Below are 23,264 nucleotides of genomic sequence, written 5' to 3' on the forward strand. Positions count from 1 at the left end.
GGCGATGGGGCAATCGTGTCGACATGAGCGCGAAGAACACCCCGAACTCCCCCGGACCTTCGGCTCGCACGCCGCAGGAGCTGCGCAACGTGGTCCTGGTCGGCAACAGCGGGGGCGGCAAGACGGCGCTGTTCGAGGCCATGGTCGCGGCGACGACCCCCGACTACCGGCCTCGGGCGAGCGACGACCGCTCGATCCAGCTGTCCGTGGCCTCGGTCGCCACCGACGCCGCCGGAACCGAGGTCGTCGTCAACCTCATCGACACGCCCGGCTACCCCGACTTCGTCGGCGAGCTCCGGGCGGGACTGCGCGCCGCCGACGCCGCCATCTTCGTCGTGTCCGCCACCGACGGCGTCGACGGGGCCACGATGCTGCTCTGGGAGGAGTGCGCGGCGGTGGGCATGCCGAGGGCCATTGCGGTCTCCCGGCTCGATGCGAACCGGGCCGACTTCGAGGACACGCTGGCAACCTGCCAGCGTGTTCTTGGTGAGGGGGTGATGCCGCTCTACCTGCCTCTGACCGGTGGCGACGGCACCGTCACCGGCAACATCGGGCTGCTGACCCAGCAGGTGCATGACGTGAGCTCCGGCGCTCGCCGTGCCCGGGAGGCCAGCGAGGCCGAGCGCACCGCCATCGACCCGCGCCGCTCGGAGCTGATCGAGGCGATCATCCAGGAGTCCGAGGACGACACCCTGCTCGACCGCTACCTCGCCGGTGAGCAGGTCGAGCTGGACACGGTCATCAGCGACCTGCTCACCGCGGTCTCCCGGGGCTCGTTCTATCCCGTCGTGCCGCTGTCGACGCTGGCCGGCGTGGGTGTGCACGAGCTGCTGCACCTCGTGGCCGCCGCGTTCCCGCCCCCGACCATGCATCCGCTGCCGAGCGCCACCACCCCGGACGGGGACCCCCTGCCGGCGCTGCGCTGCGACCCGTCCGCGCCGCTGGTCGCCGAGGTCGTGCGCACCACCAGCGACCCGTATGTCGGTCGCGTGAGTGTCGTGCGCGTGTTCAGCGGGACGCTGCACCCGGACAGCACGGTGCACGTGTCCGGCCACCTGGAGCGGTTCGCCGGGCACGACATCGAGGGCCACCCCGACCACGACGCCGACGAGAAGGTGGGTGTGCTCTCCTCGCCGCTGGGTGAGGTGCTGCGCCCCAAGGGGCCGGCCATCGCCGGGGACATCGTCGTCGTGGCCAAGCTGACCCGGGCCGAGACCGCCGACACGTTGAGCGACAAGGACTCCCCCGCCCTGGTCGAGCCGTGGGTCCTGCCGGACCCGCTGTTGCCCGTGGCGATCCACCCGGTCACCAAGTCCGACGAGGACAAGCTGGCGGCCGCCCTGCAGCGACTGGTCGCCGAGGACCCGACCATGCGGATGGAGCACAACGCCGAGACCCACCAGGTCGTGCTCTGGACCATGGGCCAGGCCCACGTCGACGTGCTGCTCGAACGGCTGCGGGAGCGCTACGGCGTCAACGTCGAGGCCGAGCCGCTGAAGGTGGCGCTGCGCGAGACCTTCGTCGCCGCCGCCAGCGGCCACGGCCGGCACGTCAAGCAGAGCGGCGGCCACGGGCAGTACGCCATCTGCGACATCACCGTGGAGCCGCTCGAGCGCGGCGCGGGCTTCGAGTTCGTGGACAAGGTGGTCGGCGGGGCGGTGCCACGGCAGTTCATCCCCAGCGTGGAGAAAGGGGTGCGCGCCCAGCTGGAGAAGGGCGTCATCGCCGGCTACCCGATGGTCGACGTGCGCATCACCTTGACCGACGGCAAGGCCCACTCGGTCGACTCCAGCGACATGGCGTTCCAGACGGCGGGGGCCCTCGCTCTCCGGGACGCGGCCTCACCCACCACGGTCGTGCTGCTCGAGCCGGTGGACCTCGTCGCCGTCGTCGTCGCCGACGAGCACGTGGGCGCGGTCATGACCGACCTGCAGACCCGGCGCGGGCGGGTCATCGGCACCGAGCCGGGGGTGCCCGGCCGCACCACCATCAACGCCGAGGTCCCGCAGACGGAGATCACCCGCTACGCGATCGACCTGCGCTCGGTGTCACACGGCACGGGCGTGTTCACCCGCGAGATGCTGCGCTACGAGCCGATGCCTCCCGCCCTGGCCAAGGCCCACCTCGAGGAGCACTGACTCCCAGGGGCTCCTGGCGACGACCGTCAGACCGGCTGGAGCGGCGCTCGCGGGCCGTCGGGCAGTTCGACCTCGATGGCGTCGCCGGGGCGCACCTCGCCGCCCTCAAGCACCACCGCCATCACGCCGGCGCGGCGGACGACGGTGCCGTCGGCCTCCTTGCGCAGGACCAGCCTGAGCAGACCGGGTGAGAACTCGTCGATCTGCCAGCACGGGTTGCGCAGGCCGGTCACCTCGAGCACCACGGACGACCCGACCCGGAGGTGAGCTCCCGTCGGGAGCTCGAGCAGCGCGATACCGCGGGTGGTGAGGTTCTCGCCCAGGCTGCCGGCATGCACGGGGTGCCCTGCGGCGCGGAGCTCGTCGTGGAGCTCGGCGTGCATCAGGTGGACCTGGCGCAGGTTCGGCGTCGTCGGGTCCTTCGCCATGCGGAACAGGTGCTGCACCGTCACGCCGGCGTGGGCGTCCCCCTGGAGCCCGAGGCCATCCAGGACCGTGGCTGACTCGACGGACTCCTTGCTGAAGGCGTGCTCTCCGCTGACACAGACCGCCTCGACGACGGCGCTCATCCGCGCGGCCAGGCCTCGACGAGGCGCTGGCGCACGTCCTCGAGCAGCATCGGCAGGGCCTTGGTCTGGCCGATGACCGGCAGGAAGTTGGAGTCGCCGCCCCAGCGCGGGACCACGTGCTGGTGCAGGTGGGCGCGCACCCCGGCCCCGGCTACCGACCCCTGGTTCATGCCGATGTTGTAGCCGGCCGGTGCTGACGACGCGTCGAGCGCGGCGATGGCGGCCTTGGTCAGCGCGGTGAACTCCGCCGTCTCCTCGTCGGTGAGGTCGACGTAGAGGCTGACGTGGCGGTAGGGGCAGACCAGGACGTGGCCCGGGTTGTACGGGAAGAGGTTCATCACGACGTAGCAGCTCTCGCCGCGGTGGACGATCAGCCCCTCGGCGTCGTCCTTGGTGGGCGCCGCGCAGAACGGGCAGCCGTCGCCGGCGTGGTCGGTCGGGCGCTCGCCCTTGATGTAGGCCATGCGGTGCGGCGTCCAGAGGCGCTCGAAGCCGTCCGTGACGCCGGCGAACTCCGCCGCGGGCTCGGTCGCTCCACCCTGTGCGCGGGCCTGCTCGTCCACGTCCTGCGTCATGCGCCGATCCTATGCAGCGGCGTTGTCGCGGCGTGGCCGGGGCGTTGCCCGCCGACCATCGGCGCGCGGCCGGTGCGTTGCCCACGGACCGCCGGCGGCGCGGGGCACCCCCTCTCCTTGCGGCTGGCTTGTGGTTCTGTTGCCCATGGGCATCGCGCCTCGGGCCCGTTATCTATTCACGGTGTTGGAACCTGGGCCGAGCCCAGGGCTGTCGCCGGCACCCGCGGCTCGCGGCTCTGGCGGCGCCCCCTGTTGCCAAGACTTCGTGGCAATGGCCTCTGGCTCAGGAAGACCAGCCGCGGCCGACTCGGCTGGCCTTGGCGCCCGGTTCGCGCGACCGACGACACGCCGTCGCTGCCTGCTCCGACTCGCGGCACCCACACATGAACGCCTCCCCGCAGGAGCCACCCCGGCCGACGCCGCAGGGCCGCCGCGGCGGACCTGCGTGCTCAGCTCCTTGCTCCTTGCGTCTCTTGCGGGCCGCCCCGGCCGTCGCGGCCGCCGCCTCCCCCGTGCCGTTGCGAGAGTCCACCCTCCGTCCGGCTTAGGCCCGTTATCTGCCTTGTCGTGGACGAAACGCAACCTCCAGAGTGCCGTCAGTGGTCGAATGTATGTTCGAACCATGCAGGGGGATCTCGAGGTGCAGGCCGGCGACCCCGGTCGCGGGTGCGCGGGCCGATGCCCTGGACTGCCTGGACCGGGCCCTGACCCAGGACACCTGGCGGGTGCCCGAGCCCGGGCTGGGCCAGGCCCTGGCACAGCTCGACGCGCTGCGCCGCGGCATCGAGCGGCTGACCCTGGCCGTGGTCGCCGACGCCGACCAGCGCGGCAGCGCCACCACCTCCGGGGCCTCGTCGCTGACCGACTGGGTGGCCGGGCACTGCCCCAGCCTCGCGGTCCGCGAGGCACACCAGCTGGTCACCGTGGCCACCGCCTGCGCGATGCCGTGCCACGGCCCGCTGGCCGAGGCGGTCCGCGCCGGGACGCTGCCCGCCCGCAAGGCCGCCCAGGTCCTGTCCGCGCTGGCCCAGGTCCGCCCCTTCGTGGACGCGCAGGACTACGAGGCCGACCAGCACATCCTCATCCCGCTGGCCGTGAGCGGCACCGACCGGGAGCTGACCCTGGCCACCCGGCACCTGGTCGCCTGCGCCGCCCCCGAGCGCGACACCGCGGCCCTGGCCGCCGCCCAACACCAGTCCCGGGCCCAGCACGAGCGCCCCGGCGCCGGCGGGGTCAGCGAGTTCACCTGGCGCCTGGACCCCGAGGGCGCCGCCTTCGTGCACGCCGCCATCTCCGCCCTGGGCGGACCCGCACCCGAGGGCGAGGCGCCGGACACCCGCTCCCCGGCCCAACGCCGCAGCGACGCCCTGCTCACCGTCCTCCAGCGCGGCATGGCCGCCGCCGACGGGGTGCCCGTGAGCGCCAAGACCAAGGTCGTGATCACCCTGCCCTTCGACCGGCTGCGCGGCCAGGTCCGCGGACTCGCCACGACCCTGACCGACGACCAGCTCACCCCGGCGTGCGTGCGCCGCCTCGCCTGCGAGGCCGACATCCTCCCGATGGTGCTCGGCTCGGCCGGCGAGCCGCTCGACCTGGGCCGCACCACCCGGCTCGCCACCCCCGCACAGCGGCTGGCGCTCTGGCACAGGGACGGCGGCTGCACCTACCCCGGCTGCTCGATCCCGCCCACCTGGTGCGAGGCCCACCACGTCACCCACTGGTGCGACGGCGGACCCACCGACCAGACCAACCTCGCCCTGCTCTGCGGCCGGCACCACACCCTGGTCCACGAGCGCGGCCTCACCGCGACCGTCACCGCATTCGGCGTCACCTGACACACCTAGCGCCCTCGCCCCGCGACCCGCCCGAGCCCGGCGGGTCACCGAGGCATGTCCGGACGCGAGGTACCTGCGTGGGTACGGGCCTGAGAGCCTGCGCCCCGGCCTGGCGGCCAGGCACGATGACCACGTGGGCAGACATCGGTTCGCCGGCGCGGTGGTGGGAGTCGGCATCGCCGTGGTCGGCATCGGCGTCGTCGCAGCGGCCCGGTTCCGGCACCGCTCCCCCGAAGTGACGCCACACGACCGCGCCAGGGCACTTCCCGGGGACGACCTCGTCCCCGACGCCACCGTGGTCATGGACCGGGTCGGCCTGCTCCCTGCCCCGCCGGCGGCGGTCTGGCCCTGGCTGCTCCAGCTGGGCAAGGGCCGGGCCGGCTGGTACTTCCCCGCCTGGCTCGAGGTCGTCGTGCCACCGCGGCGCCGGGGGCTGCGCCATCTTGACCCGGCACTCCTGGAGGTGAACCCCGGGGACCGTGTCCCTGACTGGGGGCCGGGGACACCGGCGCTCGAGGTCTCGTCGGTCACCGCACCGGCCTCCCTGGTCTTCTCCTCCCTGCGCGACCGCCGGAACGGCTGGCGCTGGCCCCAGGAGGGCACGGCTGCCGACCCGGCGGTCCTGGCCATGAGCTGGGCGCTCCAGCTTGACCCCGCCGACGGGGACCGTACCCGGCTCCACCTGCGGGTCCGGCTGCGGATGAGGCGCGCCACCGGGCCGGCCGCCCGGCTCGGGGACCTCGTGGACGCCGTCACCACGGGGCTGCTGTTCGCCGGCCTGTCCGAACGCCTGCGCAGGCCCGCGGCCGTGCCGGGAGGCTGACCGACGCCCCTCGTCCAAAGGGGCGAGGACGCCCGGCCCGTCCGCTGCAACGCTGCCGGCTGTGACGACAATCGCGGGTCTGCTGGAGCGGCCGCGGCGGCGCGTCCGTGTCAACCGCCCCCGCACCGCGACGCTGGCCGTGGACCTCGGCGTCCCGGCGACCGTGATGGCGTGGATCGCCACCCTGCTCCTGCTCGACCGCCACGCCTCCCTCGCGGCGCAGGGCCTGTTGGGTGCCGCCACCTGGCTGCTGCTGCTGGTGCTGACCCGTCGCGAGACCACCCCGGTGCGGGTCCAGGTCGCGGTGGTGGTGCTGTTCGCCACGGCGGTGGAGTACACGTTCTCCGGCTGGCTGGGGGTCTACACCTACCGCCTCGGCAACGTCCCCTCCTTCGTCCCGCCGGGGCACGGCCTCGTGTACCTGTGCGCCCTGGCCCTGGGACGCTCGCGGCTGTTCGCCGCGCACCGGCGGGCGCTGGTCACCCTCACCGTCGTGGGCGGTGGCGGGTATGCCGTGTGGGGCCTGCTCCTGTCGTCTCGCCACGACGTGCTCGGGGCATTCTGGTTCCTGTGCCTGCTCGGCTTCCTGCGCTGGGGCCGCTCGGCGTTGCTCTTCGTCGGCGCGTTCGTCGTCGTGACCTACCTGGAGCTGCTCGGCACGGCCATCGGCACCTGGGCCTGGCAGCCGCTGGACCCGACCGGGCACATCCCGATCGGCAACCCGCCGAGCGGGGCCGCCGGCGGCTACGGCTGGTTCGATCTCGCCGCGGTGCTCGCGACCCCGGTGCTGCTGCGCGGCATGCCGGTCGTTCGGCGGGCCGCCGCGTCGCTCCGACCGGCACGGCCACCGGACGCTGACTAGGGTGCGGGACATGGCTCTCGCACAGTTCCGCAAGGTCTGCCTCGACGCCCAGGACCCGGTCACGCTCGGCGCCTTCTGGGCGGCCGCGCTGGGTCGCACCTTCGAGCCGGACGGCCGCGGTGAGGGCGGGATCTTCGGGCCGACGCCGGGACACACCCTGTGGTTCAACGCGGTCCCGCAGCCCCGGGAGGTCAAGCACCGGGTGCACCTGGACATCTATGCCCGTGCCCTGGCCGACCTCCAGGCCCTGGGCGCGAGCATCGTGCTGCCCGAGGGGGACGACCGCCGCTGGACGGTCATGGCCGACCCCGAGGGCGGGGAGCTGTGCGCCTTCCTGCGCGAGGAGCTGCCGGCCGAACGGCTGCACGGGCTGGTCGTCGACAGCACCGATCCCGCGGCCCAGGCCCGCTGGTGGGCACGGGTGATCGGCGGCGACGTGGTGGACGACCCGCGCGGCTTCTCCACCGTCGAGCACGTGCCGGGCATGCCGATCGCCACCTTCGACTTCGTGCCCGTGCCCGAGCCGAAATCGGCACCGAACCGGATCCACTGGGACACCACGGCCGCCGACGTGGCGCCGCTGATCGACGCCGGCGCCACCCTGCTGCGGGCACCGGGCGACGACGTCCGGTGGCACGTGCTCGCCGACCCCGAGGGCAACGAGTTCTGCGTGATGCCCGAGAGCTGACCGGGATCCGGGTGTCGAGCCGGCCGAGTCGCGTTCGTACAGGAGGTGAGAGCCGGCACCGTGCCGGACGACCCGAGGAGGGACACCACCATGAAGCAGTACCTGCTGAGCATCTACCAGCCCGACGGCCCCATCCCCTCCGCCGACGTGCTCGAGAGGGTCGGCCGCGAGCTGCACGCGCTCAACGAGGACATCAAGGCCGCGGGCTCATGGGTGTTCACCGGCGGCCTGCACGACCCGGCAAGCGCCACCGTCGTGCGCGTGCGCGACGGCGAGGTCGTCACCACCGACGGCCCCTACGTGGAGGGCAAGGAGCACCTCGGCGGCCTGTGGGTGGTCAACGCGCCCGACCTCGACGTCGCGCTCGGCTGGGCGGAGCGGGCGTCCAGGGCCACCACCCTGCCGATCGAGGTGCGCCCGTTCCATGACCGTGCCGAGTACTGACCGGCCCGCGGGCCACCCACCGCCGGACGCGCCGCCGGCCGTCACCGCGGAGGACGTCGGGCGCGTCTTCCGCAGCGAGTACGGCCGGGCCGTGGCCATCCTCACCCGCACCCTCGGCAGCATCGACGCCGCCGAGGACGCGGTGCAGGAGGCGTTCGCGGCCGCCCTGCGCACCTGGCCGCAGTCGGGTATGCCGCCCAGCCCGCCCGGGTGGGTCATCACCACCGCCCGGAACAGCGCGATCGACCGGCTCCGCCGCGAGGCCACCCGGGAGGAACGCCAGGCCGAGGCCGTGCTGCTGGACGCCCAGCGGCAACGGGAGGAACCGACCGAGGAGGGGGCCGTGCGCGACGACCGGCTCCGGCTGCTGTTCACCTGCTGCCACCCTGCCCTGTCCTCCGCTGCCCGGGTCGCCCTGACGCTGCGGCTGCTCGGCGGGCTCACCACCGCCGAGATCGCCCGCGCGTTCCTCGTGCCGGAACCGACCATGGCCCAGCGGCTCGTCCGGGCCAAGGCCAAGATCCGGGACGCCGGCATCCCCTACCGCGTCCCCCGCGAGGCCGACCTGCCCGACCGGCTGCGGGCCGTGCTCGCGGTGGTCTACCTCGTCTACAACGAGGGCTGGTCGGCGAGCTCCGGCGCTGAGCTGGTGCGCGAGGGCCTCTGCGCGGAGGCGATCCGGCTGGGCCGGCTGCTCGCGGAGCTCATGCCCGACGAGCCCGAAGCCGTGGGGCTGCTCGCGATGATGCTGCTCCTGGAGTCGCGGCGCGCGGCCCGGACCTCACCCGGGGGCGACCTGGTCCTGCTCGCCGAGCAGGACCGCGGCCGGTGGGACGCCGCGCTGGTCGCCGAGGGCCAGCAGCTGGTTCGCCAGTGCCTGCGCCGCGGCCGGCCCGGGCCCTACCAGGTGCAGGCCGCCATCAACGCGGTGCACAGCGACGCCGCGACCGCGGCCGACACCGACTGGCAGCAGGTGCTGGCGCTGTACGACCAGCTGCTCACTCTCTCGCCCACTCCCGTCGTGGCGCTCCACCGCGCAGTGGCCGTCGCGGAGGTGGAGGGGCCGGCGCCCGCACTGGAGCTCGTCGACCACCTGGACCTGGCTGGCTACCACGTGTTCCACGCCGTCCGCGCCGACCTGCTCCGCCGGCTCGGTCACCGGCAGGAGGCCGCCGCAGCCTACGAGGCAGCCCTCGCCCTGGGCGGGAACGCGCGCGAGCGGGCCTTCCTGGAGCGTCGCAGGGCCGGCATCAGCGCGACGTGACGGACAGGAGGGTGACGGCACCGTAGCCACAGTGCCGTCAGTCAGGCGAGCGCTTCGATGGGGGCGACGGTCACGAGGTCCTTCACGGCCTCAGCCAGCTGCCTGTCGAGCGTGACCAGGGCGTCGGCCTGGAGCTGCGTCAGGGCGACGTACTCCGCATCGAACGTGTCGGGCCAGCCGAACTGGTCGGCGACCTGCCACGCGACACTGTGGAGGACGCGGTCGCCCAGCAGCCGAAGGCGCAGCCCGCGCACGTAGCCGAGCCGTTGCTCCGCCTCCTTCTTCGTCAGCTCCCCCCGGCACACCGCCTGGTAGAGCAGCGAGAGCAGCTGGGAGCGGAGCAGCGCGGGAGCGAGCAGCTGGTGCTCGGCACGGACCACGGCCCGGTCCTGCGCCAGCCGCAGGGCCACGTCGGGACCGATGACGTACCTGGTCATGGCGATGCAGCTCCTCCCCGCAGGCCGAACGACCCCTTGAGCGATGTCCAACGGCGCTAGCGTCGCAGCACCGGGTGTACGCCGTACACCGCCAGTGCTGTCGAGGAGTCGACATGAGCAGCAGCAGAAGGACCGCGCTCGTCGCGGGCGTGTTCTACCTGGTCACCTTCGTGTCGATCCCCACGCTGGCCCTCTACGGCCCCGTAAGGAACCACCGGGACTACATCACCACCACCGGCGGCGACGCCGGTGTGCTCTGGGGCGCCCTCCTCGAGGTGGTCGTCGCCCTCGCCGGCATCGGCACCGCCGTCACGCTGTTCCCGGTCGTCAGGCGCCAGAACGAAGGCGTCGCGCTCGGCTTCGTCGCCACCCGCACCCTCGAGGCGGCCATGATCTTCACCGGAGTTGTGAGCCTGATGTCGCTCGTGACCCTGCGCCAGGACCTCGGCGCAGCCACCGGAGCCAGTGCGGCCTCGCTGACCACCACCGGCGCGGCGTTCGTCGCGACCTACCGCTGGACCTTCCTGCTCGGGCAAAGCCTCATGCCGGGCCTGAACGCCCTGCTGCTGGGCTCTCTGATGTACCGGTCCCGCCTCGTGCCGCGGATCATCCCCACAGTGGGCCTCATCGGCGCCCCGCTGCTCATCGCGGCCTGCATCGCCACGATGTTCGGCCTCATCGAGCAGGTCTCGGTGTGGTCCGGCCTGGCCGCCCTCCCGGTCGCTGCGTGGGAGCTGTCGCTCGGCATCTGGCTGGTCGTCAAGGGCTTCCGGCCGTCACCGCTCATCCCGACCGGCGCCCCGGCGACTCCCGCGCCCGCAGGTCTGCCCGTCGCCTGAGCCGCCAGGCCTCCAGGAGCCGCGCATCCAGGAGGCGGGACCGGCTTCCCCGGATCACACCAGGATCCAGCTGCCCCCGAGCAGCAGCGCCCCGACGGTGACGAGGAGGAAGACGCCCACCCACGCCAGCCCTGGCAGGTGGGTCAGCCGGGCGAGCTGGTCGGCGTCCGAGCCGGCGCCGGCACCCCGGGACCGCTGCACCTGCAGCTCCGCGACCGTCCTGGGCGCGGCCAGCAGCAGGAACCAGGTGACGAGGTAGGCGAACGCCGACTGCGCCTGCGTGGGCAGGAACCACGACACCGCGAAGACCACGGCGCCGCTGAAGAGCACCGACCACAGGCCGAAGAAGTTGCGGATCTGCAGCAGCAGCAGTGCGAGCAGCAGGAGCAGCCCCCACAGCAGGCCGACCGCGTGACCGGCGCCGAGCAGGGCGGCGGCACCCAGGCCGACCAGCCCCGGCCCGACGTAGCCGGCCGCCAGGGTCAGCACCATGCCCGGTCCGCGCGGTCGGCCACGGGACACGGTCAGCCCGGAGGTGTCGGAGTGCAGCCGGATGCCACTGAGGCGCCGACCGGTCAGGACCGCGGCCACGCCGTGGGCACCCTCGTGGGCGATGGTCACGACGTGCCGGGTCAGCGACCAGGCCGGCGACCAGAGCACCAGCACGAGCGCGACCACCGCTGCGCCGAGCACGACGGTCGACGGCGGGGCGGGCTGCACGGCATACACGCGCTGCCACACCTCGTGCACGACGTCCACGCGGGTCACCTCTCTGTCCTGCGAACGGAGCGGCCCCGGACACCGCGGGTGTCCGGGGCCGCCACGGTATGCCGTGTGGCCGGGTCTCAGACCTGGGCGCGGGTCTCCACGGCGGTGACGACCTCGACGATGGCGTCCTCGACCGGGACACCGTTCTTCTGGGAGCCGTCGCGGTAGCGGAACGAGACCGCACCGGCCGCCCGGTCGTCCTCGCCGGCGATCAGCACGAACGGGACCTTGGCCTTGCTGGCGTTGCGGATCTTCTTCGGGAAGCGGTCGTCCGAGGCGTCCAGCTCGACGCGGATCCCCTTCTCCTTCAGGCGGTCCAGCACGCCCGAGAGGTAGTTGTTGTACTCCTCGGCAACCGGGATGCCCAGCACCTGCACCGGCGAGAGCCAGACCGGGAACGCGCCCGCGTAGTGCTCGGTCAGCACGCCCAGGAAGCGCTCGATCGAGCCGAACTTGGCCGAGTGGATCATCACCGGCTGCTGGCGCGATCCGTCGGCCGCCTGGTACTCCAGGCCGAAGCGCTCGGGCTGGTTGAAGTCGTACTGGATCGTCGACATCTGCCAGGTGCGGCCGATGGCGTCCCGGGCCTGGACCGAGATCTTGGGGCCGTAGTAGGCCGCGCCGCCGGGGTCCATGACCAGCTCGAGGCCGGACTCGGTCGCCACGTCGCGCAGCACCTCGGTCGCCAGCTCCCACTGCTCGTCGGAGCCGATGAACTTGTCCTTCTTCTCGCCCTCGGTCTCGCGGGTCGACAGCTCGAGGTAGTAGTCGTCCATCCCGAAGTCGCGCAGCAGCGACAGGACGAAGTCGAGCAGGTGCTTGACCTCGCCCGGCGCCTGCTCGGCGGTGACGTAGGAGTGCGAGTCGTCCTGGGCGAACCCGCGCACCCGGGTCAGGCCGTGGACCACACCCGACTTCTCGTTGCGGTAGACGTGCCCGAACTCGAACAGCCGCAGCGGCAGCTCACGGTAGGACCGGCCGCGGGAGCGGTAGATGAGGTTGTGCATCGGGCAGTTCATCGCCTTGAGGCGGTAGTCCGTGCCGTCGACGTCGAACGCCGCGAACATCCCCTCCTCGTAGTACGGCAGGTGCCCGGAGGTGTGGAACAGCTGCTCCTTGGAGATGTGGGGGGTGCCGACGTACTCGAAGCCCTCCTCGATGTGGCGGCGGCGGACGTAGTCCTCCATCTCGCGCTTGATGATGCCGCCCTTGGGGTGGAACACCGGCAGGCCGGAGCCGAGCTCCTCGGGGAAGGAGAACAGGTCGAGCTCGCTGCCGAGTCTGCGGTGGTCACGCTTCTCGGCCTCGGCGAGCCGGTCCAGGTAGGCCTTGAGGTCGTCCTTGGTCGGCCAGGCGGTGCCGTAGACGCGCTGCAGCTGCGGGTTCTTCTCCGACCCGCGCCAGTAGGCAGCCGCGGAGCGCATCAGCTTGAACGCGTTGCCCAGGATCTTGGTGTTGGGCAGGTGCGGGCCGCGGCACAGGTCACGCCAGGCCAGCTCGCCGTCGCGGCGGTGGTTGTCGTAGATGGTCAGCTCGCCGGCGCCGACTTCGGCAGAGGCTCCCTCGGCGGCCTCGGCCGCGCCGCCCTTGAGCCCGATGAGCTCGAGCTTGTACGGCTCGTCGGCCAGCTCGGCCCGGGCCGCGTCGTCGGAGACCGGCCGGCGCGAGAAGGTCTGGCCCTCGTTGATGATCCGCTGCATGACCTTCTCGAGGGCCTTGAGGTCCTCGGGGGTGAACGGCTCCTCGACGTCGAAGTCGTAGTAGAAGCCGTCGCGGATCGGCGGGCCGATGCCGAGCTTCGCCTTGGGGTTGACCTCCTGCACCGCCTGGGCGAGCACGTGGGCCGCGGAGTGACGCAGCACGGCCAGGCCGTCCTCGGAGTCGATGGTCACCGGCTCGACGACGTCGCCGTCGGCCAGGACGTGCGCGAGGTCGCGCAGCTCGCCGCCGACACGGGCGACGACGACGGCCTTGTCGCCCGCGAACAGGTCGCCGGCCGTCGTGCCCGCCGCGACCGATCGCTCGCTTCCAGCGATGACCACGGTGATGTCGGCAGGCACGATGAGCTCCTTGGGTTGGTGTGCGTGTGCCGCCCGGTCGGGCGGTGGCGTCACGTCACCTCGGGTGACGTGCTGACGATGCTATCGGCCCGCTCAGGCCGTGGGCGCAGCAGTTTCGCCCGCGCCGACGGCCAGGAGCACGTCGCCCACGCGTAGGGAGCCCGTGGCGACCACGTCGGCATAGACCCCGGGACAGCCGGACGGCTTGCCGGTCACGTGGATCTCGGCCTCGCCGATGCGCAGGCGCTGTCCCACGCTGGCCTCGAGCAGCGCCGTGGGCGTGGCGACGACGAGGTTGGCGCGGGGGTGGGTGGCGACGTCCTCCTCCACCGAGACCAGGTGGAGGGCGGCCTTCTTGCGACGGTCCCCGGCCAGGCCCTCGGCCTCGACCTCGACGTCCTCGAGCACCTGGCCGGGCTCGCCCTTGACCGGGTAGATCCGGATCTCGGTGACGTGGGGAGGCAGCTCGGCGCTCATGCTCCGAGGCTAGCCGTGCTGCCCCGCCGGGGCACCCCCACCAGGGAACCCACACAGGCCCTCACCGGGTCATCCGCGCAGCATGATTCCGCGGCCGGCCGCCACGGTCACGATGGACGCTCGGACAAGCCGGGACCCGGAGGCGCGACATGGCCAGTGAGAAGGACACCCTCTACGTGATCGCCGCGGCGTACGACGACGTCGACGCCGCCGTCGCCGACTACGAGGCGGTCAAGGAGATCTACCACGAGGTGAAGACCTCGCACGACTTCGACGCCGCGGTCGTCGCCAAGGACGACGACGGCAAGGTGAAGATCGTCAAGAAGCACGAGCAGCCGACCCGCCACGGTGCGGCCGTCGGCCTGGGGTGGGGCCTGGCGGTCGGCGTGACGGCCGCGCTGTTCCCGCCTGTCGGCATCGGTCTGGCCACGGCCGGAGCGGGCGGGGCGGCGATCGGCGCGGTGGCGGGCCACGCCAGCGGGGGCATGTCCCGCGGTGACCTCAAGGAGCTCGGGGAGACGCTGGACGCAGGACAGGCCGGGCTGATCGTGGTCTACGAGACCAACCTGGCCGACCAGGTCGCCGCCAACATCAAGGCCGCCAACCGGGTCATCTCCAAGGCCACGGACATGGCCGCCGACCAGCTCGCCGACGACATGCGGCGGGCCGAGCAGACCGCACCGGCCGCGCAGCCGGCGGCCACGGCCCAGGCGACCACGACCGCGAAGACCACCACGACGAGCTGAGCGCGAGGGCGCACCGCCCGGACCCGGCGGGGGCCGGCCCCGCCCCTCACCCGGGACCCGCCGCGCCCCACGCCGCACACGAAGAAGGGCCACGACCTCGGTCGTGGCCCTTCGAAGGTGGTGGACGTGAAGGGACTCGAACCCCTGACCTCTCGCGTGTGAAGCGAACGCTCTAACCAACTGAGCTACACGTCCGGGCGATCCGGCCGGAGCCGTCTCGACGGAGTGGAACAATAGCCGCTCGACGGGCCGCCACACCAATCGCCCCACCCGGCACCGGATCTCACAGCCCCAGCGTGCTCTCCAGCCAGTGCTCCCAGGAGTCCGGGAGCAGCCCCGGCGGGCCCTGCCAGAGCAGGTAGGCGTAGACGACGGCCAGCACGAACGCGCACGTCAGCAGCGAGACCGCGACCTTGACCCACCAGGGCTGGAGCTTGAGCCAGTCGGTCCAGGCGTCGAGCCGCCGGCGGGCGTGGTGCAGCAGCCACTGGGCCCAGGCGAACTCCGAAGCGAGCACGGCCAGGCCGAGGAACACGATGAGCCACCCCGGGCCCGGGGCCGGGACGAGCACCAGGCCCCCGACCGTGATCGCGGCACCGACGAGCGCCACGGCGATCCGGTAGATGCGGCGGGAGTGCGGGTTCGAGCGGATCCGGCGGCGCCATGCCCAGTCGTCGGCCTCGACGGGGGTGTCGTGGTCGGCGTCGTGGCTCACGGCATCAGCTTCTTGGCCATGTTCACCGCGGTCTCGGCGTAGCCCAGCGAGCCGTACAACGCCCGGGCCACGGTGTTGCCACCGAAGACGTTGAGCCCGATCTCGGCCGCACCGCGGTCCCGCGCCCAGCCCTCGGCCCAGGTCATCAGCTCGCGACCCAGCCCCTTGCCGCGGTGCGCCTCGGCCACCTCGACGTCGAAGACCCACACCGCGGTGCCGGCGGCGTGCGGGCGCTCGTGCAGCCACAGCTGACCGGCCACCTCGCCGGTCTCGCCGTCGCGGGCGAGGAACAGGTGGTGGCCCTCCCCCGGCCGGCCTTCGGGGAAGTACGCGGCCATCTGCTCGGCGGCGATGCGCCGGGCGTCGCCCTCGTCCTCCCCGCCGAGGTCCACGCGCTGGCGCACGTAGCCCTCCTCGGACCGGACGCGGTAGTCCTCGACCTCGGCCTCGGTCATCGGGTCCAGCTGGAGGCTCACGGGTCGTTCCTCTCGCGGGACAGGCGGGCGAAGACGTCGGCGGCGGCCTGGGTCACCGGGCCGACGGGCAGCTCGCGCCCGTCGACGGCGTGCACGGGCAGGACGTCCTTGGTGGAGGAGGTGATGAAGACCTCGTCGGCGGTGGTGAGCACGTCCATCGGCAGCGTCGCCTCGCGCACCGGGATGCCCGCCTCCCGGCACCACTCGATGACCAGCCGGCGGGTGATGCCCGGCAGCAGCCCGGACTCCACCGGTGGGGTGAGCACCTCGCCGTCCACGACGACGAACACGTTGGACCCCGTGCCCTCGCACAGCTCGCCGCGCGTGTTGGCGAAGATCGCCTCCAGCCCGCCTCGCTCCTTGGCGTAGGCCAGCGCGACGACGTTCTCGGCGTACGACGTGGTCTTCAGGCCCACCGTCGCGCTGCGCTCGTTGCGGGTCCACGGCACGGTGACGACCTTGCAGGACGCCGGGGGCAGCGGCTGTGCGCCGGCGGTGACGATGTAGGTCAGGGCCGACTCGTCGCGGTCGGACCCCAGCGGCCCCGCTCCCCCGGTGACGCTCCAGCGCAGACGCCCGAACGCGATCGGCTCGCCGGAGAGCACGTCCTCGATGCCCTTGGCGATGAGGTCGTGGTCGGCGGCCGGCAGGCCCAGGCCGGCCAGCGACCGGTCGAGGCGCCGGGAGTGCCGGGTCAGCGCGAACACCGCACCGTCGGCCACCTTGGCCGTCTCGAACACCCCGTCCCCCACGGTCACCCCGTGGTCCAGGGCCGCGATCGCGGGCGCGCCGGCGTCCACCCGCTGCCCGTTGACCCACACACGTACGTCGTTGCTCATGCCTTGACCCTTCCAGATGCCAGTCCGATGAGGCGAGCGGCTTTGAGCCGTGTCTCCTCCCACTCCTGCTCGGGGTCCGACCCCCACGTGATGCCCGCACCGGTGCCGAACCGCAGCCACCGTCGCCCCGCCGCGTCCCGCTCGGCCCAGAAGGTGCGGATGCCCACGGCGAGGTCGGCCTCGTCCCGGTCGGCGTCGACCCAGCCCACCGCCCCGCAGTACGGCCCGCGCGGGCCCGGCTCCAGCGCCGCGATGGCCGCGAGCGCCGAGGACTTCGGGGCCCCGGACACCGAGCCCGGCGGGAGCGTGGCCGCGGCAATCTGCGGCCAGGTGACCCCGGGGCGCAGCGTGCCGGAGACCGTCGTGACCAGGTGGGCCAGCCCGGGGTGCTCCTCGGTGGCGCAGAGGGCGTCGACGCGGACCGTGCCCTCCCGGCACACGTGGGACAGGTCGTTGCGGACCAGGTCGGCGATCATGACGTTCTCGGCGTAGTCCTTGGCCAGCATCCGCCCCGCCACCGGCGCCGTCCCCTTGATCGGGCGGGACTCCAGCCGGTCCCCGCGCCGGCTCAGGAACAGCTCGGGGCTCGCACAGGCCACCTCCAGCCCCGCGCCCGGCACCCGGATGAGCGCGGCGTGCGGGGCCGGGTTGCCGGCGGCCAGCAGGCCCGCGAGCGCCTCGAGGTCCGCGTCCTCGGGCAGCGGGTGGCTCATGACGCGGCAGAGGTTGACCTGGTAGACGTCACCGGCGGCCACGTGCCGCCGGATGGAACGCACGCCCTCCCGGTATGCCGTGCCGTCCAGGGTCGTCTGCCACTCCCCTTCCAGCGGCGACCAGTCCGCGCACGGCGCGGCCCACGGCATACCCGTGGTGGGGCGCACGTCGTCGAACCGGACGCAGGTGGCCTCCCCCTCGAAGGTGACCACGACGGCCCAGAAGCCGCCCTCGTCGAGGCAGGCGAGGTCGTGCCGCACGTCCAGGACCCCCCTGGCCTCCCGGTCGGTGAAGCGGGCGAGGTCCACGCGGCGATCATAGGTTCCCCGCGGGCACGCCCCGGCACAGGATGGGCCCCGGTCGCCGTGACCGGGGCCCGTCCCCTCCCTGCGCTCTGTTCGGGTGCTCGGGGATCGCGGGCTCAGCCCTGCGACCGCAGGATCCCGAGCAGGCCGTGCGCCTCGCCGCCGGGGCCGGCGCTGAACCACACGTCGCTCCTGGCGCCCGCGGTGCCGTTGCCGGGCAGCAGGCCCCACAGGCCGTCGATCACCAGGGGGCTGCCGTTCGAGGCACGCAAGGTCGCCTCGAGGTGGCCGGTCCGCGGGTCCACCGCATGGATGCGCCCGTCGCCGAAGTTGCCGACGAGCAGGTCACCGGCCAGCGAGCCGAAGCCGGCCGGCGCGATGGCCAGCCCCCACGGGGAGTTCAGGAACCCGCGGTGCAGCAGCTGGCGCACGAAGCGGCCGGAGCGGTCATAGACGTTGACGAAGCCGTTGCCGGCACCGGCCACGTCGTCGTGGCGGGCACTGTCCTGCTTGGCGTAGCTGACGTAGACCCGGCCGCCGAGGACCGCGACGTCGAACGGGGCGTACCCGGCAGGCACACCGACCGGGGAGAACTGGCCGGAGGCCGTGACCTTGTGGAAGGCAGCGTCATAGACGTCGACCCGGCCGGAGTGGAAGTTGGCCAGCAGGAGCACCGGGTGGCCCGGGCGCTGCAGCAACGCGATGCCCTTCCACACCGTGTTGGCCGGGTGGGCGACCTCCACCGCGTGGGACGTGTCCCCGGTGAGGTTCCACGCCGTCAGGTCCCCGCCCTCGCCGGCGAAGATGAACCGGGCCGGGCCGGAGCGCCCGCCACCGTGCAGGACGAAGGAGGCGGTGGGGTTGAACAGGTTCCCGGTGGGCGCGCCGCCGGGGATGGTCACGGTCAGCGGGACCTTGGACACGTTCTTCCCGGGCTGGGCGCCGGTGTAGACCGTGGCACGGTTGCTGCCGTTGTCCGACACCCAGATCGGTGTGGTCGGCCCGGCCGACAGGCCCCACGCGTTGACGAGGTCGTGGTCGGTGAGGCGTGCGTGGCCGGAGGTGTCGGCGACGAGGTTCAGCTGGCGGAATCGTTCGGTGGGCGAGCTGGCGTGGGCCACGGGCAGGGCCGTCGTGGCCAGGGCCAGGGCGAGGGCGCCGGCGGCCATGACGGCACGCCGGGCCGGCGCGGACCCGCGCAGGGTCCAGGGGCTCGACAACATGGGGGGCCTCCCTTGGGGAGCGGTGGGGGCACGCGCCTCCCGGGTGGTGGCGCGACGCCATACCGGTATCCACGAGGGGTCACCGGGACGGGTTCACCCCGGCGAGGCGGTACCCCCGGCCGGGGTGACCGCTCTACGGTGAAGGGCATGGGCCACAGCCCGCACAGGGGGATGGGCACCGCCGCGCAGCCCTCGCTGCACCGGCGGGTGCTTGTGGCAGCCTGTGTCCTCGCGCTGCTCCTGACCGGGACCGCGCTGGCGGTGGGCGCGGCGCTGCGGCGGGTCGAGGCCTCGCAAGACCTGGTGCGGCAGCGCCTCCAGCCGGGCAGCGAGCAGGTGCGCTCCCTGCTCGCAGACGTCGTCGACCAGGAGACCGGTCAGCGTGGCTACGTCATCACCGGCGACCCGACGTTCCTGGAGCCCTACAAGCTCGGCCAGACCGCCAGCGAGACCCGGATCGCGTCGCTGCGTCGCACCTTCGCCGGCGACCCGGGGGTCCTCAGGGCCGTCGACCAGGTCGAGGCCGACCTGGCGCAGTGGCACCGCCTGGGGGCCGACCCGGAGATCGCCGCCGCCCGTGCCGGCGACCCCGCACGGGCCCGGGCACTGATCGCCCAGGGCCGGGGCAAGGCGGCGTTCGACGCGCTGCGCAGCCACCTCGCAGACCTGCAGGCCCGCATCGACGCGCGGCACTCCGACGCCACCCGGTCCGTGCGGGAGGCCAACGCCGTGCTGGCCCGCGTCATCACCGCCAGCGCCGTCCTGCTCGTGCTGCTGGTCCTCGGCGCAGGGCTGCTGCTGCGGCGCTGGGTGCTGCACCCCATCGCGGCGCTGCGCGCGAGCATGCGCCGGGTCGCTGAGGGCCACCTGGACGAGCCCATCGAGGCTCTGGGGCCACCCGAGGTCGCGGCGATCGGCACGGACGCCGAGAGCATGCGGCGCCGCATCCTCGACGAGGTCGACGCGGCGAGGGCCGCCGGGGCTGCCCTCGCGCAGCACAGCCCGGTCGTGGCCGGACTGCGCGCCGAGCTGGCGGCCCGGACCGGCGGGAGCCTGCCGGGGGTCACCCTCGCCGGTGCGCTGCGCCCTGCCGAGGGTGTCCTGGCCGGCGACTGGTGGGACGCTGTGCGGCGACCGGACGGCACGGTCGTCGTGCTCCTGGCGGACGTCTCGGGTCACGGCGCCGACGCCGGCCTCGTGGCCGCGCGATTCAAGCACCGGCTGACCGCCCTGCTGCACACCCGGCTGGAGCTGGACGAGGCCTTCGCCACCGCCGCGGAGGACCTCGGCGGTGACGACGAGCGGTTCCTGTCCTGCCTGGTCATCGCCGTCGACCCGCTCACCGGGACGTTGCGGTGGATCAACGCCGGCCACCCCCCGGCGGTGATCGTCCAGCGGCACCGGACCGGCCTGGGGGCCCGCGAGCTCGGGCCAACCGGTCCGCTCCTGAGCTCGGTCAGCTCGGGGTGGCAGGTCGAACGCACCACCCTGGAGCCCACCGAGCTGCTGCTGGCCTTCACCGACGGCGTCAGCGAGGCGCGGCGGGGGCACGAGGCGGGTTCAGCGGAGTTCGGGACCGACGGCGTGCTGACCGCCCTCGGTGGACTGGGCGCGTGGTCACCGGACGTGGCTGTCGCGGAGATCCTCGAGGCGGTGCGCCAGCACGCCGACAACTGGCACCGCGACGACGTCACCGTCGTCGCGCTCACCCTGGATGGCCGGCCGGCTACCCCCGGGCACCCGGTCGCGGTCACGGTCACGGCACAGACCGACGTCGCCCCCGCCTACTGAGCCGCTGACGAGCGCCTGACGAGCCACTGGCGGGCCTGCGTCATCGCTCGCCCCTTTGCGGGAGCCGCGCCCCTCGGGCACGGACGAGGATCGGCCACGGATGACCCCCACCGGCCCGCCCTAGCCGGTCGGCCGCCGCACCCGAGACCGGCGCCAGGACCTCAGGCGGGAGCCCTCCCGGCCCGTCCGTCCCCCGACGGGCTGCCCGTCATCCCCCGGAGGAGACCCATGAGTTCCCCACGACCCCCACGCCCCCTGCCGCGCCTGCGCTGGGTGCTGGCCGCCCTCTGCGCCCTGACCCTGGCCGTCGCGTTCACCGCGCCGGCGAGCGCCACCAGCGCCTCGACGTCCCACCCGCGCACCTGGCGCGTGTCCGTCGGGGCCGAGTCCCACGACATGGCCATCCAGACCATGGCGTTCATGCCCGGCACGATCTGGGTGAATGCCGGTGACAGCATCCTCTGGACCGTCCGGGCCGGCGAGATCCACACCGTCACCTTCCTCGCCTCCGGCCAGAAGCTGCCGGAGTTCAACCCCTTCGACCCCATGCACGTCAAGCGCCAGGGCGGGAGCAGCTACGACGGCCACTCGTACTACAACTCCGGTCTGCTCTCGAACCAGGGCAGTGGCTCCGGGTTCCCGGCCGGCTCCACCTACACCCTGAAGTTCCCCAACACCGGCAACTTCACCTACTGGTGCCTCGTCCACGGCATGTTCATGAAGGGCACCGTGCACGTGCGCTCCGCCGGCACGAAGTACCCCTTCAGTCAGGCCGACTACAACCGCCAGGCCGACCACAAGAAGGCGGCCGACCTGCGTGACGGGCACCGCCTGTGGGACGCCACGTCGGACAAGGCGGACGCGGCCACGGGCACCGTCTATGCCGGCGCCGATGATGACGTCGCCATGGTGATGCGGTTCATCAACCGGCACGTGACGGTCCACGTGGGCGACAGCATCACCTGGAAGGACCCGGGCATGATCGTCCCGCACACCATCACCTTCGGGCCGGAGCGGGCGAACATCTTCGTGCCCTATGGCGACCCGAAGCACTTTGCCGGAGGGCAGCTCAACTCCGGCATCCTGCTGCCCGGACACGACTTCACGGTCACGTTCACCAAGGCCGGGAAGTACTCCTACATCTGCGGACTGCACGACTTCCTGGGCATGGTCGGGACGGTGACGGTCACCAGCTAGGCCAGCTCACCGCGCGACGGCGCGGGACGGGCCCCACCGGCCCGCCCGCGCCGTCCTCGCGCGCTGGCGCCGGGGGCTGTGCGCCGGGGGCTGTGCGCCGGCCACGATGTGAGACGCCGGACATCCACCGGCCGCTGGCCTTCGAACCCCTCGTGGACCGGTCGTCCCCGGACCGGTCGCCCGTCACGAGAGGACCACATGATGAAGCTCCGTCGTTTGTCCGTCGTCCTGGCCGCGCTGCTGGCCCCGGTCGCCGCCGCCCCGGTCGCCTCTGCGGCCCCGGCCCATGCGGCCAACCCGTCCGGCACGCGCAGCCTGGCTGCCGTGCTGACGTCCCGCGGCTACGCCTTCGACCACAACTGGCACGACTACGACATCCTCACCCACGCGGTCCTGGCGGTCCTCGCCGCCAAGCCCCACAGCCCCGTCACGGTGCTCACTGACGGGACCAGGCCGCTCACGGCCTTCCTGCCCGACGACCGCGCCTTCCGGCGGCTGGCGCAGGACCTCACCGGCCGGGAGCTGTGCAGCGAACAGGCCGTCTTCGACGCGTTGGTGAAGAAGGCCGGCGTCAACACGATCGAGTCGGTGCTGCTCTACCACGTCGTCCCGGGCGCCACCATCGACGCGGCGACGGCACGCCGCTCGGACGACGCCAGGCTCACCACGGCCCTGGGCGGCGCGACCGTGACCGTCGACGTGGACGGCCGGCGGATCTCGCTGGTGGACAAGGACCCGAACAGCGCCAACCCCGCGGTCACGGTGCCCGACATCAACAAGGGCAACCGGCAGATCGCGCACGGCATCAGCCGGGTCCTGCGACCGCTCGACCTCTGAGCGCCGCGCAGCCGGAGGGTGGCCGACATGGGGACGGCCACCCTCCTGGCGTCTGCGGACATTCGTCTGGGCAGGTGGTCAGCTGCCGGGAACGGCCATCTCCCCCAGCTCGGACCAGTCGGTCCCCTCGACCGTGACGTTGACGATCTTCGGGGTGCGCACGAGGTAGGCGGGCAGCTCGGCCGTCGCCGTGCGGAAGTGCTCGCTCTGCACGTGCGCGCCGCCGGCGGCGTCGTCACGGAACGCCTCGACCAGGACGTACTCCTGCGGGTCGTCCAGGCTGCGGGACCAGTCGAACCACAGGCATCCGGGCTCGGCCCGCGTCGCCTCGGTGAAGGCCCGCGAGAGCCGCGGCCAGGCGTCGGCGTGCCCGGGCTTGATCTGGAACTTGGCGGTGATGAAGATCAAGGCGCTCCTCCTCCGTGCCGGCTCAGCCGGAGTCTCCTGCGTGCCGGCCCCTGCCGGAATCCTGCTGCGGATCGCGGGTCGGGGCCACCCGGCGTACCGACCGTTCATCCTCCGAGCGCACCCGGGTTACGTCGTCCTCCCCCTGCCCGCCGTAGGCCGGCTCACCCGGCTCCCTCACCCGGCATAGACGGTTCGGACGAGCCCGGGACCCCGAACCGCGAGTACCACAGGTCA

General features: G+C 73.0%; 24 protein-coding genes and 1 tRNA gene. 12 read left to right on the plus strand and 13 right to left on the minus strand.

Annotated features, from left to right (window positions below; genetic code table 11):
* The first annotated feature begins 23 nt into the window (after positions 1-23).
* Positions 24-2,138, plus strand: coding sequence for an elongation factor G-like protein EF-G2 (locus ACXVGS_RS03240; protein WP_458529601.1), 2,115 nt, complete (start codon positions 24-26; stop codon positions 2,136-2,138).
* 26 nt (positions 2,139-2,164) lie between these two features.
* Here the strand turns inward: ACXVGS_RS03240 and ACXVGS_RS03245 are convergent, their stop codons facing one another.
* On the minus strand, positions 2,165-2,707 hold the full coding sequence (locus ACXVGS_RS03245) for an MOSC domain-containing protein (protein ID WP_458529602.1): 543 nt from the start codon (positions 2,705-2,707) through the stop codon (positions 2,165-2,167).
* Positions 2,704-3,282 carry an HIT family protein gene (locus ACXVGS_RS03250; RefSeq protein WP_458529603.1) on the minus strand — a complete coding sequence of 193 codons (579 nt, stop codon included), beginning with the start codon at positions 3,280-3,282 and terminating at the stop codon, positions 2,704-2,706. The genes ACXVGS_RS03245 and ACXVGS_RS03250 overlap by 4 nt, the downstream gene beginning before the upstream one ends.
* Positions 3,283-3,893: 611 nt before the next feature.
* On the opposite strand from ACXVGS_RS03250, the gene ACXVGS_RS03255 reads away from it, so the two are divergent.
* From ACXVGS_RS03255 to ACXVGS_RS03280, 6 genes are all read left to right on the plus strand, one after another.
* Positions 3,894-5,117, plus strand: coding sequence for a DUF222 domain-containing protein (locus tag ACXVGS_RS03255; RefSeq protein WP_458535416.1), 1,224 nt, complete (start codon positions 3,894-3,896; stop codon positions 5,115-5,117).
* Positions 5,118-5,250: 133 nt separating this feature from the next.
* On the plus strand, positions 5,251-5,940 hold the full coding sequence (locus tag ACXVGS_RS03260; RefSeq protein ID WP_458529605.1) for a hypothetical protein: 690 nt from the start codon (positions 5,251-5,253) through the stop codon (positions 5,938-5,940).
* A gap of 61 nt (positions 5,941-6,001) precedes the next feature.
* A complete protein-coding gene (locus ACXVGS_RS03265) occupies positions 6,002-6,802 on the plus strand; it encodes a hypothetical protein (protein ID WP_458535417.1) in 801 nt (266 codons plus the stop codon).
* 10 nt (positions 6,803-6,812) lie between these two features.
* A complete protein-coding gene (locus ACXVGS_RS03270; protein ID WP_458531972.1) occupies positions 6,813-7,490 on the plus strand; it encodes a VOC family protein in 678 nt (225 codons plus the stop codon).
* A gap of 90 nt (positions 7,491-7,580) precedes the next feature.
* Entirely contained in the window at positions 7,581-7,934 is a 354-nt protein-coding gene (locus ACXVGS_RS03275) for a YciI family protein (RefSeq protein WP_458529608.1), read from the plus strand.
* Entirely contained in the window at positions 7,915-9,198 is a 1,284-nt protein-coding gene (locus tag ACXVGS_RS03280; protein ID WP_458529609.1) for an RNA polymerase sigma factor, read from the plus strand. Before ACXVGS_RS03275 ends, ACXVGS_RS03280 begins: the two co-directional genes overlap by 20 nt.
* Before the next feature lie 41 nt (positions 9,199-9,239).
* Here the strand turns inward: ACXVGS_RS03280 and ACXVGS_RS03285 are convergent, their stop codons facing one another.
* Positions 9,240-9,635 (minus strand): hypothetical protein, encoded by a 396-nt coding sequence (locus ACXVGS_RS03285; RefSeq protein ID WP_458529610.1) that lies wholly within the window; start codon positions 9,633-9,635, stop codon positions 9,240-9,242.
* A 113-nt stretch (positions 9,636-9,748) separates the two neighbouring features.
* On the opposite strand from ACXVGS_RS03285, the gene ACXVGS_RS03290 reads away from it, so the two are divergent.
* Positions 9,749-10,474 carry a DUF4386 domain-containing protein gene (locus tag ACXVGS_RS03290; RefSeq protein WP_458531974.1) on the plus strand — a complete coding sequence of 242 codons (726 nt, stop codon included), beginning with the start codon at positions 9,749-9,751 and terminating at the stop codon, positions 10,472-10,474.
* A gap of 54 nt (positions 10,475-10,528) precedes the next feature.
* Here ACXVGS_RS03290 and ACXVGS_RS03295 read toward each other — a convergent pair whose 3' ends face one another.
* From ACXVGS_RS03295 to ACXVGS_RS03305, 3 genes are all read right to left on the minus strand, one after another.
* The gene (locus ACXVGS_RS03295) at positions 10,529-11,233 is read right to left on the minus strand and encodes a M50 family metallopeptidase (RefSeq protein ID WP_458531975.1); all 705 of its coding nucleotides are present in this window, start codon (positions 11,231-11,233) and stop codon (positions 10,529-10,531) included.
* Between the two features lie 86 nt (positions 11,234-11,319).
* The gene (gene thrS, locus ACXVGS_RS03300) at positions 11,320-13,302 is read right to left on the minus strand and encodes a threonine--tRNA ligase (protein ID WP_458536614.1); all 1,983 of its coding nucleotides are present in this window, start codon (positions 13,300-13,302) and stop codon (positions 11,320-11,322) included.
* Positions 13,303-13,395: 93 nt separating this feature from the next.
* Positions 13,396-13,779: a hypothetical protein gene (locus ACXVGS_RS03305; RefSeq protein ID WP_458529613.1), complete on the minus strand. Its 384-nt coding sequence runs from the start codon at positions 13,777-13,779 to the stop codon at positions 13,396-13,398.
* 149 nt (positions 13,780-13,928) lie between these two features.
* Here ACXVGS_RS03305 and ACXVGS_RS03310 point away from each other — a divergent pair, with 149 nt between their 5' ends.
* A complete protein-coding gene (locus tag ACXVGS_RS03310; RefSeq protein ID WP_458529614.1) occupies positions 13,929-14,525 on the plus strand; it encodes a DUF1269 domain-containing protein in 597 nt (198 codons plus the stop codon).
* Positions 14,526-14,643: 118 nt separating this feature from the next.
* Here the strand turns inward: ACXVGS_RS03310 and ACXVGS_RS03315 are convergent.
* The 6 genes from ACXVGS_RS03315 to ACXVGS_RS03340 form a co-directional block, all read right to left on the minus strand.
* Positions 14,644-14,720: transfer RNA gene (locus ACXVGS_RS03315), tRNA-Val, on the minus strand.
* Positions 14,721-14,808: 88 nt separating this feature from the next.
* A complete protein-coding gene (locus ACXVGS_RS03320; RefSeq protein ID WP_458536615.1) occupies positions 14,809-15,240 on the minus strand; it encodes a TIGR02611 family protein in 432 nt (143 codons plus the stop codon).
* Complete coding sequence (locus tag ACXVGS_RS03325) at positions 15,237-15,716, minus strand: N-acetyltransferase family protein (protein ID WP_458529616.1); 480 nt, start codon at positions 15,714-15,716, stop codon at positions 15,237-15,239. Before ACXVGS_RS03325 ends, ACXVGS_RS03320 begins: the two co-directional genes overlap by 4 nt.
* Positions 15,713-16,555, minus strand: coding sequence for an aminotransferase class IV (locus ACXVGS_RS03330; RefSeq protein WP_458529617.1), 843 nt, complete (start codon positions 16,553-16,555; stop codon positions 15,713-15,715). Before ACXVGS_RS03330 ends, ACXVGS_RS03325 begins: the two co-directional genes overlap by 4 nt.
* Positions 16,552-17,577 (minus strand): chorismate-binding protein, encoded by a 1,026-nt coding sequence (locus ACXVGS_RS03335; RefSeq protein ID WP_458529618.1) that lies wholly within the window; start codon positions 17,575-17,577, stop codon positions 16,552-16,554. The genes ACXVGS_RS03330 and ACXVGS_RS03335 overlap by 4 nt, the downstream gene beginning before the upstream one ends.
* Positions 17,578-17,690: 113 nt before the next feature.
* On the minus strand, positions 17,691-18,797 hold the full coding sequence (locus ACXVGS_RS03340) for a TIGR03118 family protein (RefSeq protein ID WP_458536616.1): 1,107 nt from the start codon (positions 18,795-18,797) through the stop codon (positions 17,691-17,693).
* A 147-nt stretch (positions 18,798-18,944) separates the two neighbouring features.
* Here ACXVGS_RS03340 and ACXVGS_RS03345 point away from each other — a divergent pair, with 147 nt between their 5' ends.
* From ACXVGS_RS03345 to ACXVGS_RS03355, 3 genes are all read left to right on the plus strand, one after another.
* Positions 18,945-20,588 carry a PP2C family protein-serine/threonine phosphatase gene (locus ACXVGS_RS03345; RefSeq protein WP_458531639.1) on the plus strand — a complete coding sequence of 548 codons (1,644 nt, stop codon included), beginning with the start codon at positions 18,945-18,947 and terminating at the stop codon, positions 20,586-20,588.
* A gap of 228 nt (positions 20,589-20,816) precedes the next feature.
* Positions 20,817-21,785 (plus strand): plastocyanin/azurin family copper-binding protein, encoded by a 969-nt coding sequence (locus ACXVGS_RS03350; RefSeq protein WP_458529621.1) that lies wholly within the window; start codon positions 20,817-20,819, stop codon positions 21,783-21,785.
* 201 nt (positions 21,786-21,986) lie between these two features.
* Positions 21,987-22,622, plus strand: a complete 636-nt coding sequence (locus tag ACXVGS_RS03355; RefSeq protein ID WP_458529622.1) for a fasciclin domain-containing protein — start codon at positions 21,987-21,989, stop codon at positions 22,620-22,622.
* A gap of 78 nt (positions 22,623-22,700) precedes the next feature.
* Here the strand turns inward: ACXVGS_RS03355 and ACXVGS_RS03360 are convergent, their stop codons facing one another.
* On the minus strand, positions 22,701-23,030 hold the full coding sequence (locus ACXVGS_RS03360) for a putative quinol monooxygenase (protein ID WP_458529623.1): 330 nt from the start codon (positions 23,028-23,030) through the stop codon (positions 22,701-22,703).
* Positions 23,031-23,264: the final 234 nt, after the last annotated feature.

Source organism: Oryzihumus sp. (assembly GCF_054325275.1).

Excerpts from the sequence above, each read along its gene's own strand:
- ACXVGS_RS03345 (WP_458531639.1), top strand. The coding sequence starts at position 18,945 with ATGGGCCACAGCCCGCACAGGGGGATGGGCACCGCCGCGCAGCCCTCG.
- ACXVGS_RS03350 (WP_458529621.1), top strand. The coding sequence starts at position 20,817 with ATGAGTTCCCCACGACCCCCACGCCCCCTGCCGCGCCTGCGCTGGGTG.
- ACXVGS_RS03285 (WP_458529610.1), bottom strand. The coding sequence starts at position 9,635 with ATGACCAGGTACGTCATCGGTCCCGACGTGGCCCTGCGGCTGGCGCAG.
- ACXVGS_RS03245 (WP_458529602.1), bottom strand. The coding sequence starts at position 2,707 with ATGAGCGCCGTCGTCGAGGCGGTCTGTGTCAGCGGAGAGCACGCCTTC.
- ACXVGS_RS03255 (WP_458535416.1), top strand. The coding sequence starts at position 3,894 with ATGTTCGAACCATGCAGGGGGATCTCGAGGTGCAGGCCGGCGACCCCG.
- ACXVGS_RS03355 (WP_458529622.1), top strand. The coding sequence starts at position 21,987 with ATGAAGCTCCGTCGTTTGTCCGTCGTCCTGGCCGCGCTGCTGGCCCCG.
- ACXVGS_RS03330 (WP_458529617.1), bottom strand. The coding sequence starts at position 16,555 with ATGAGCAACGACGTACGTGTGTGGGTCAACGGGCAGCGGGTGGACGCC.
- ACXVGS_RS03290 (WP_458531974.1), top strand. The coding sequence starts at position 9,749 with ATGAGCAGCAGCAGAAGGACCGCGCTCGTCGCGGGCGTGTTCTACCTG.
- ACXVGS_RS03250 (WP_458529603.1), bottom strand. The coding sequence starts at position 3,282 with ATGACGCAGGACGTGGACGAGCAGGCCCGCGCACAGGGTGGAGCGACC.
- ACXVGS_RS03280 (WP_458529609.1), top strand. The coding sequence starts at position 7,915 with ATGACCGTGCCGAGTACTGACCGGCCCGCGGGCCACCCACCGCCGGAC.
- ACXVGS_RS03240 (WP_458529601.1), top strand. The coding sequence starts at position 24 with ATGAGCGCGAAGAACACCCCGAACTCCCCCGGACCTTCGGCTCGCACG.
- ACXVGS_RS03270 (WP_458531972.1), top strand. The coding sequence starts at position 6,813 with ATGGCTCTCGCACAGTTCCGCAAGGTCTGCCTCGACGCCCAGGACCCG.
- ACXVGS_RS03305 (WP_458529613.1), bottom strand. The coding sequence starts at position 13,779 with ATGAGCGCCGAGCTGCCTCCCCACGTCACCGAGATCCGGATCTACCCG.
- ACXVGS_RS03275 (WP_458529608.1), top strand. The coding sequence starts at position 7,581 with ATGAAGCAGTACCTGCTGAGCATCTACCAGCCCGACGGCCCCATCCCC.
- ACXVGS_RS03310 (WP_458529614.1), top strand. The coding sequence starts at position 13,929 with ATGGCCAGTGAGAAGGACACCCTCTACGTGATCGCCGCGGCGTACGAC.
- ACXVGS_RS03340 (WP_458536616.1), bottom strand. The coding sequence starts at position 18,797 with ATGTTGTCGAGCCCCTGGACCCTGCGCGGGTCCGCGCCGGCCCGGCGT.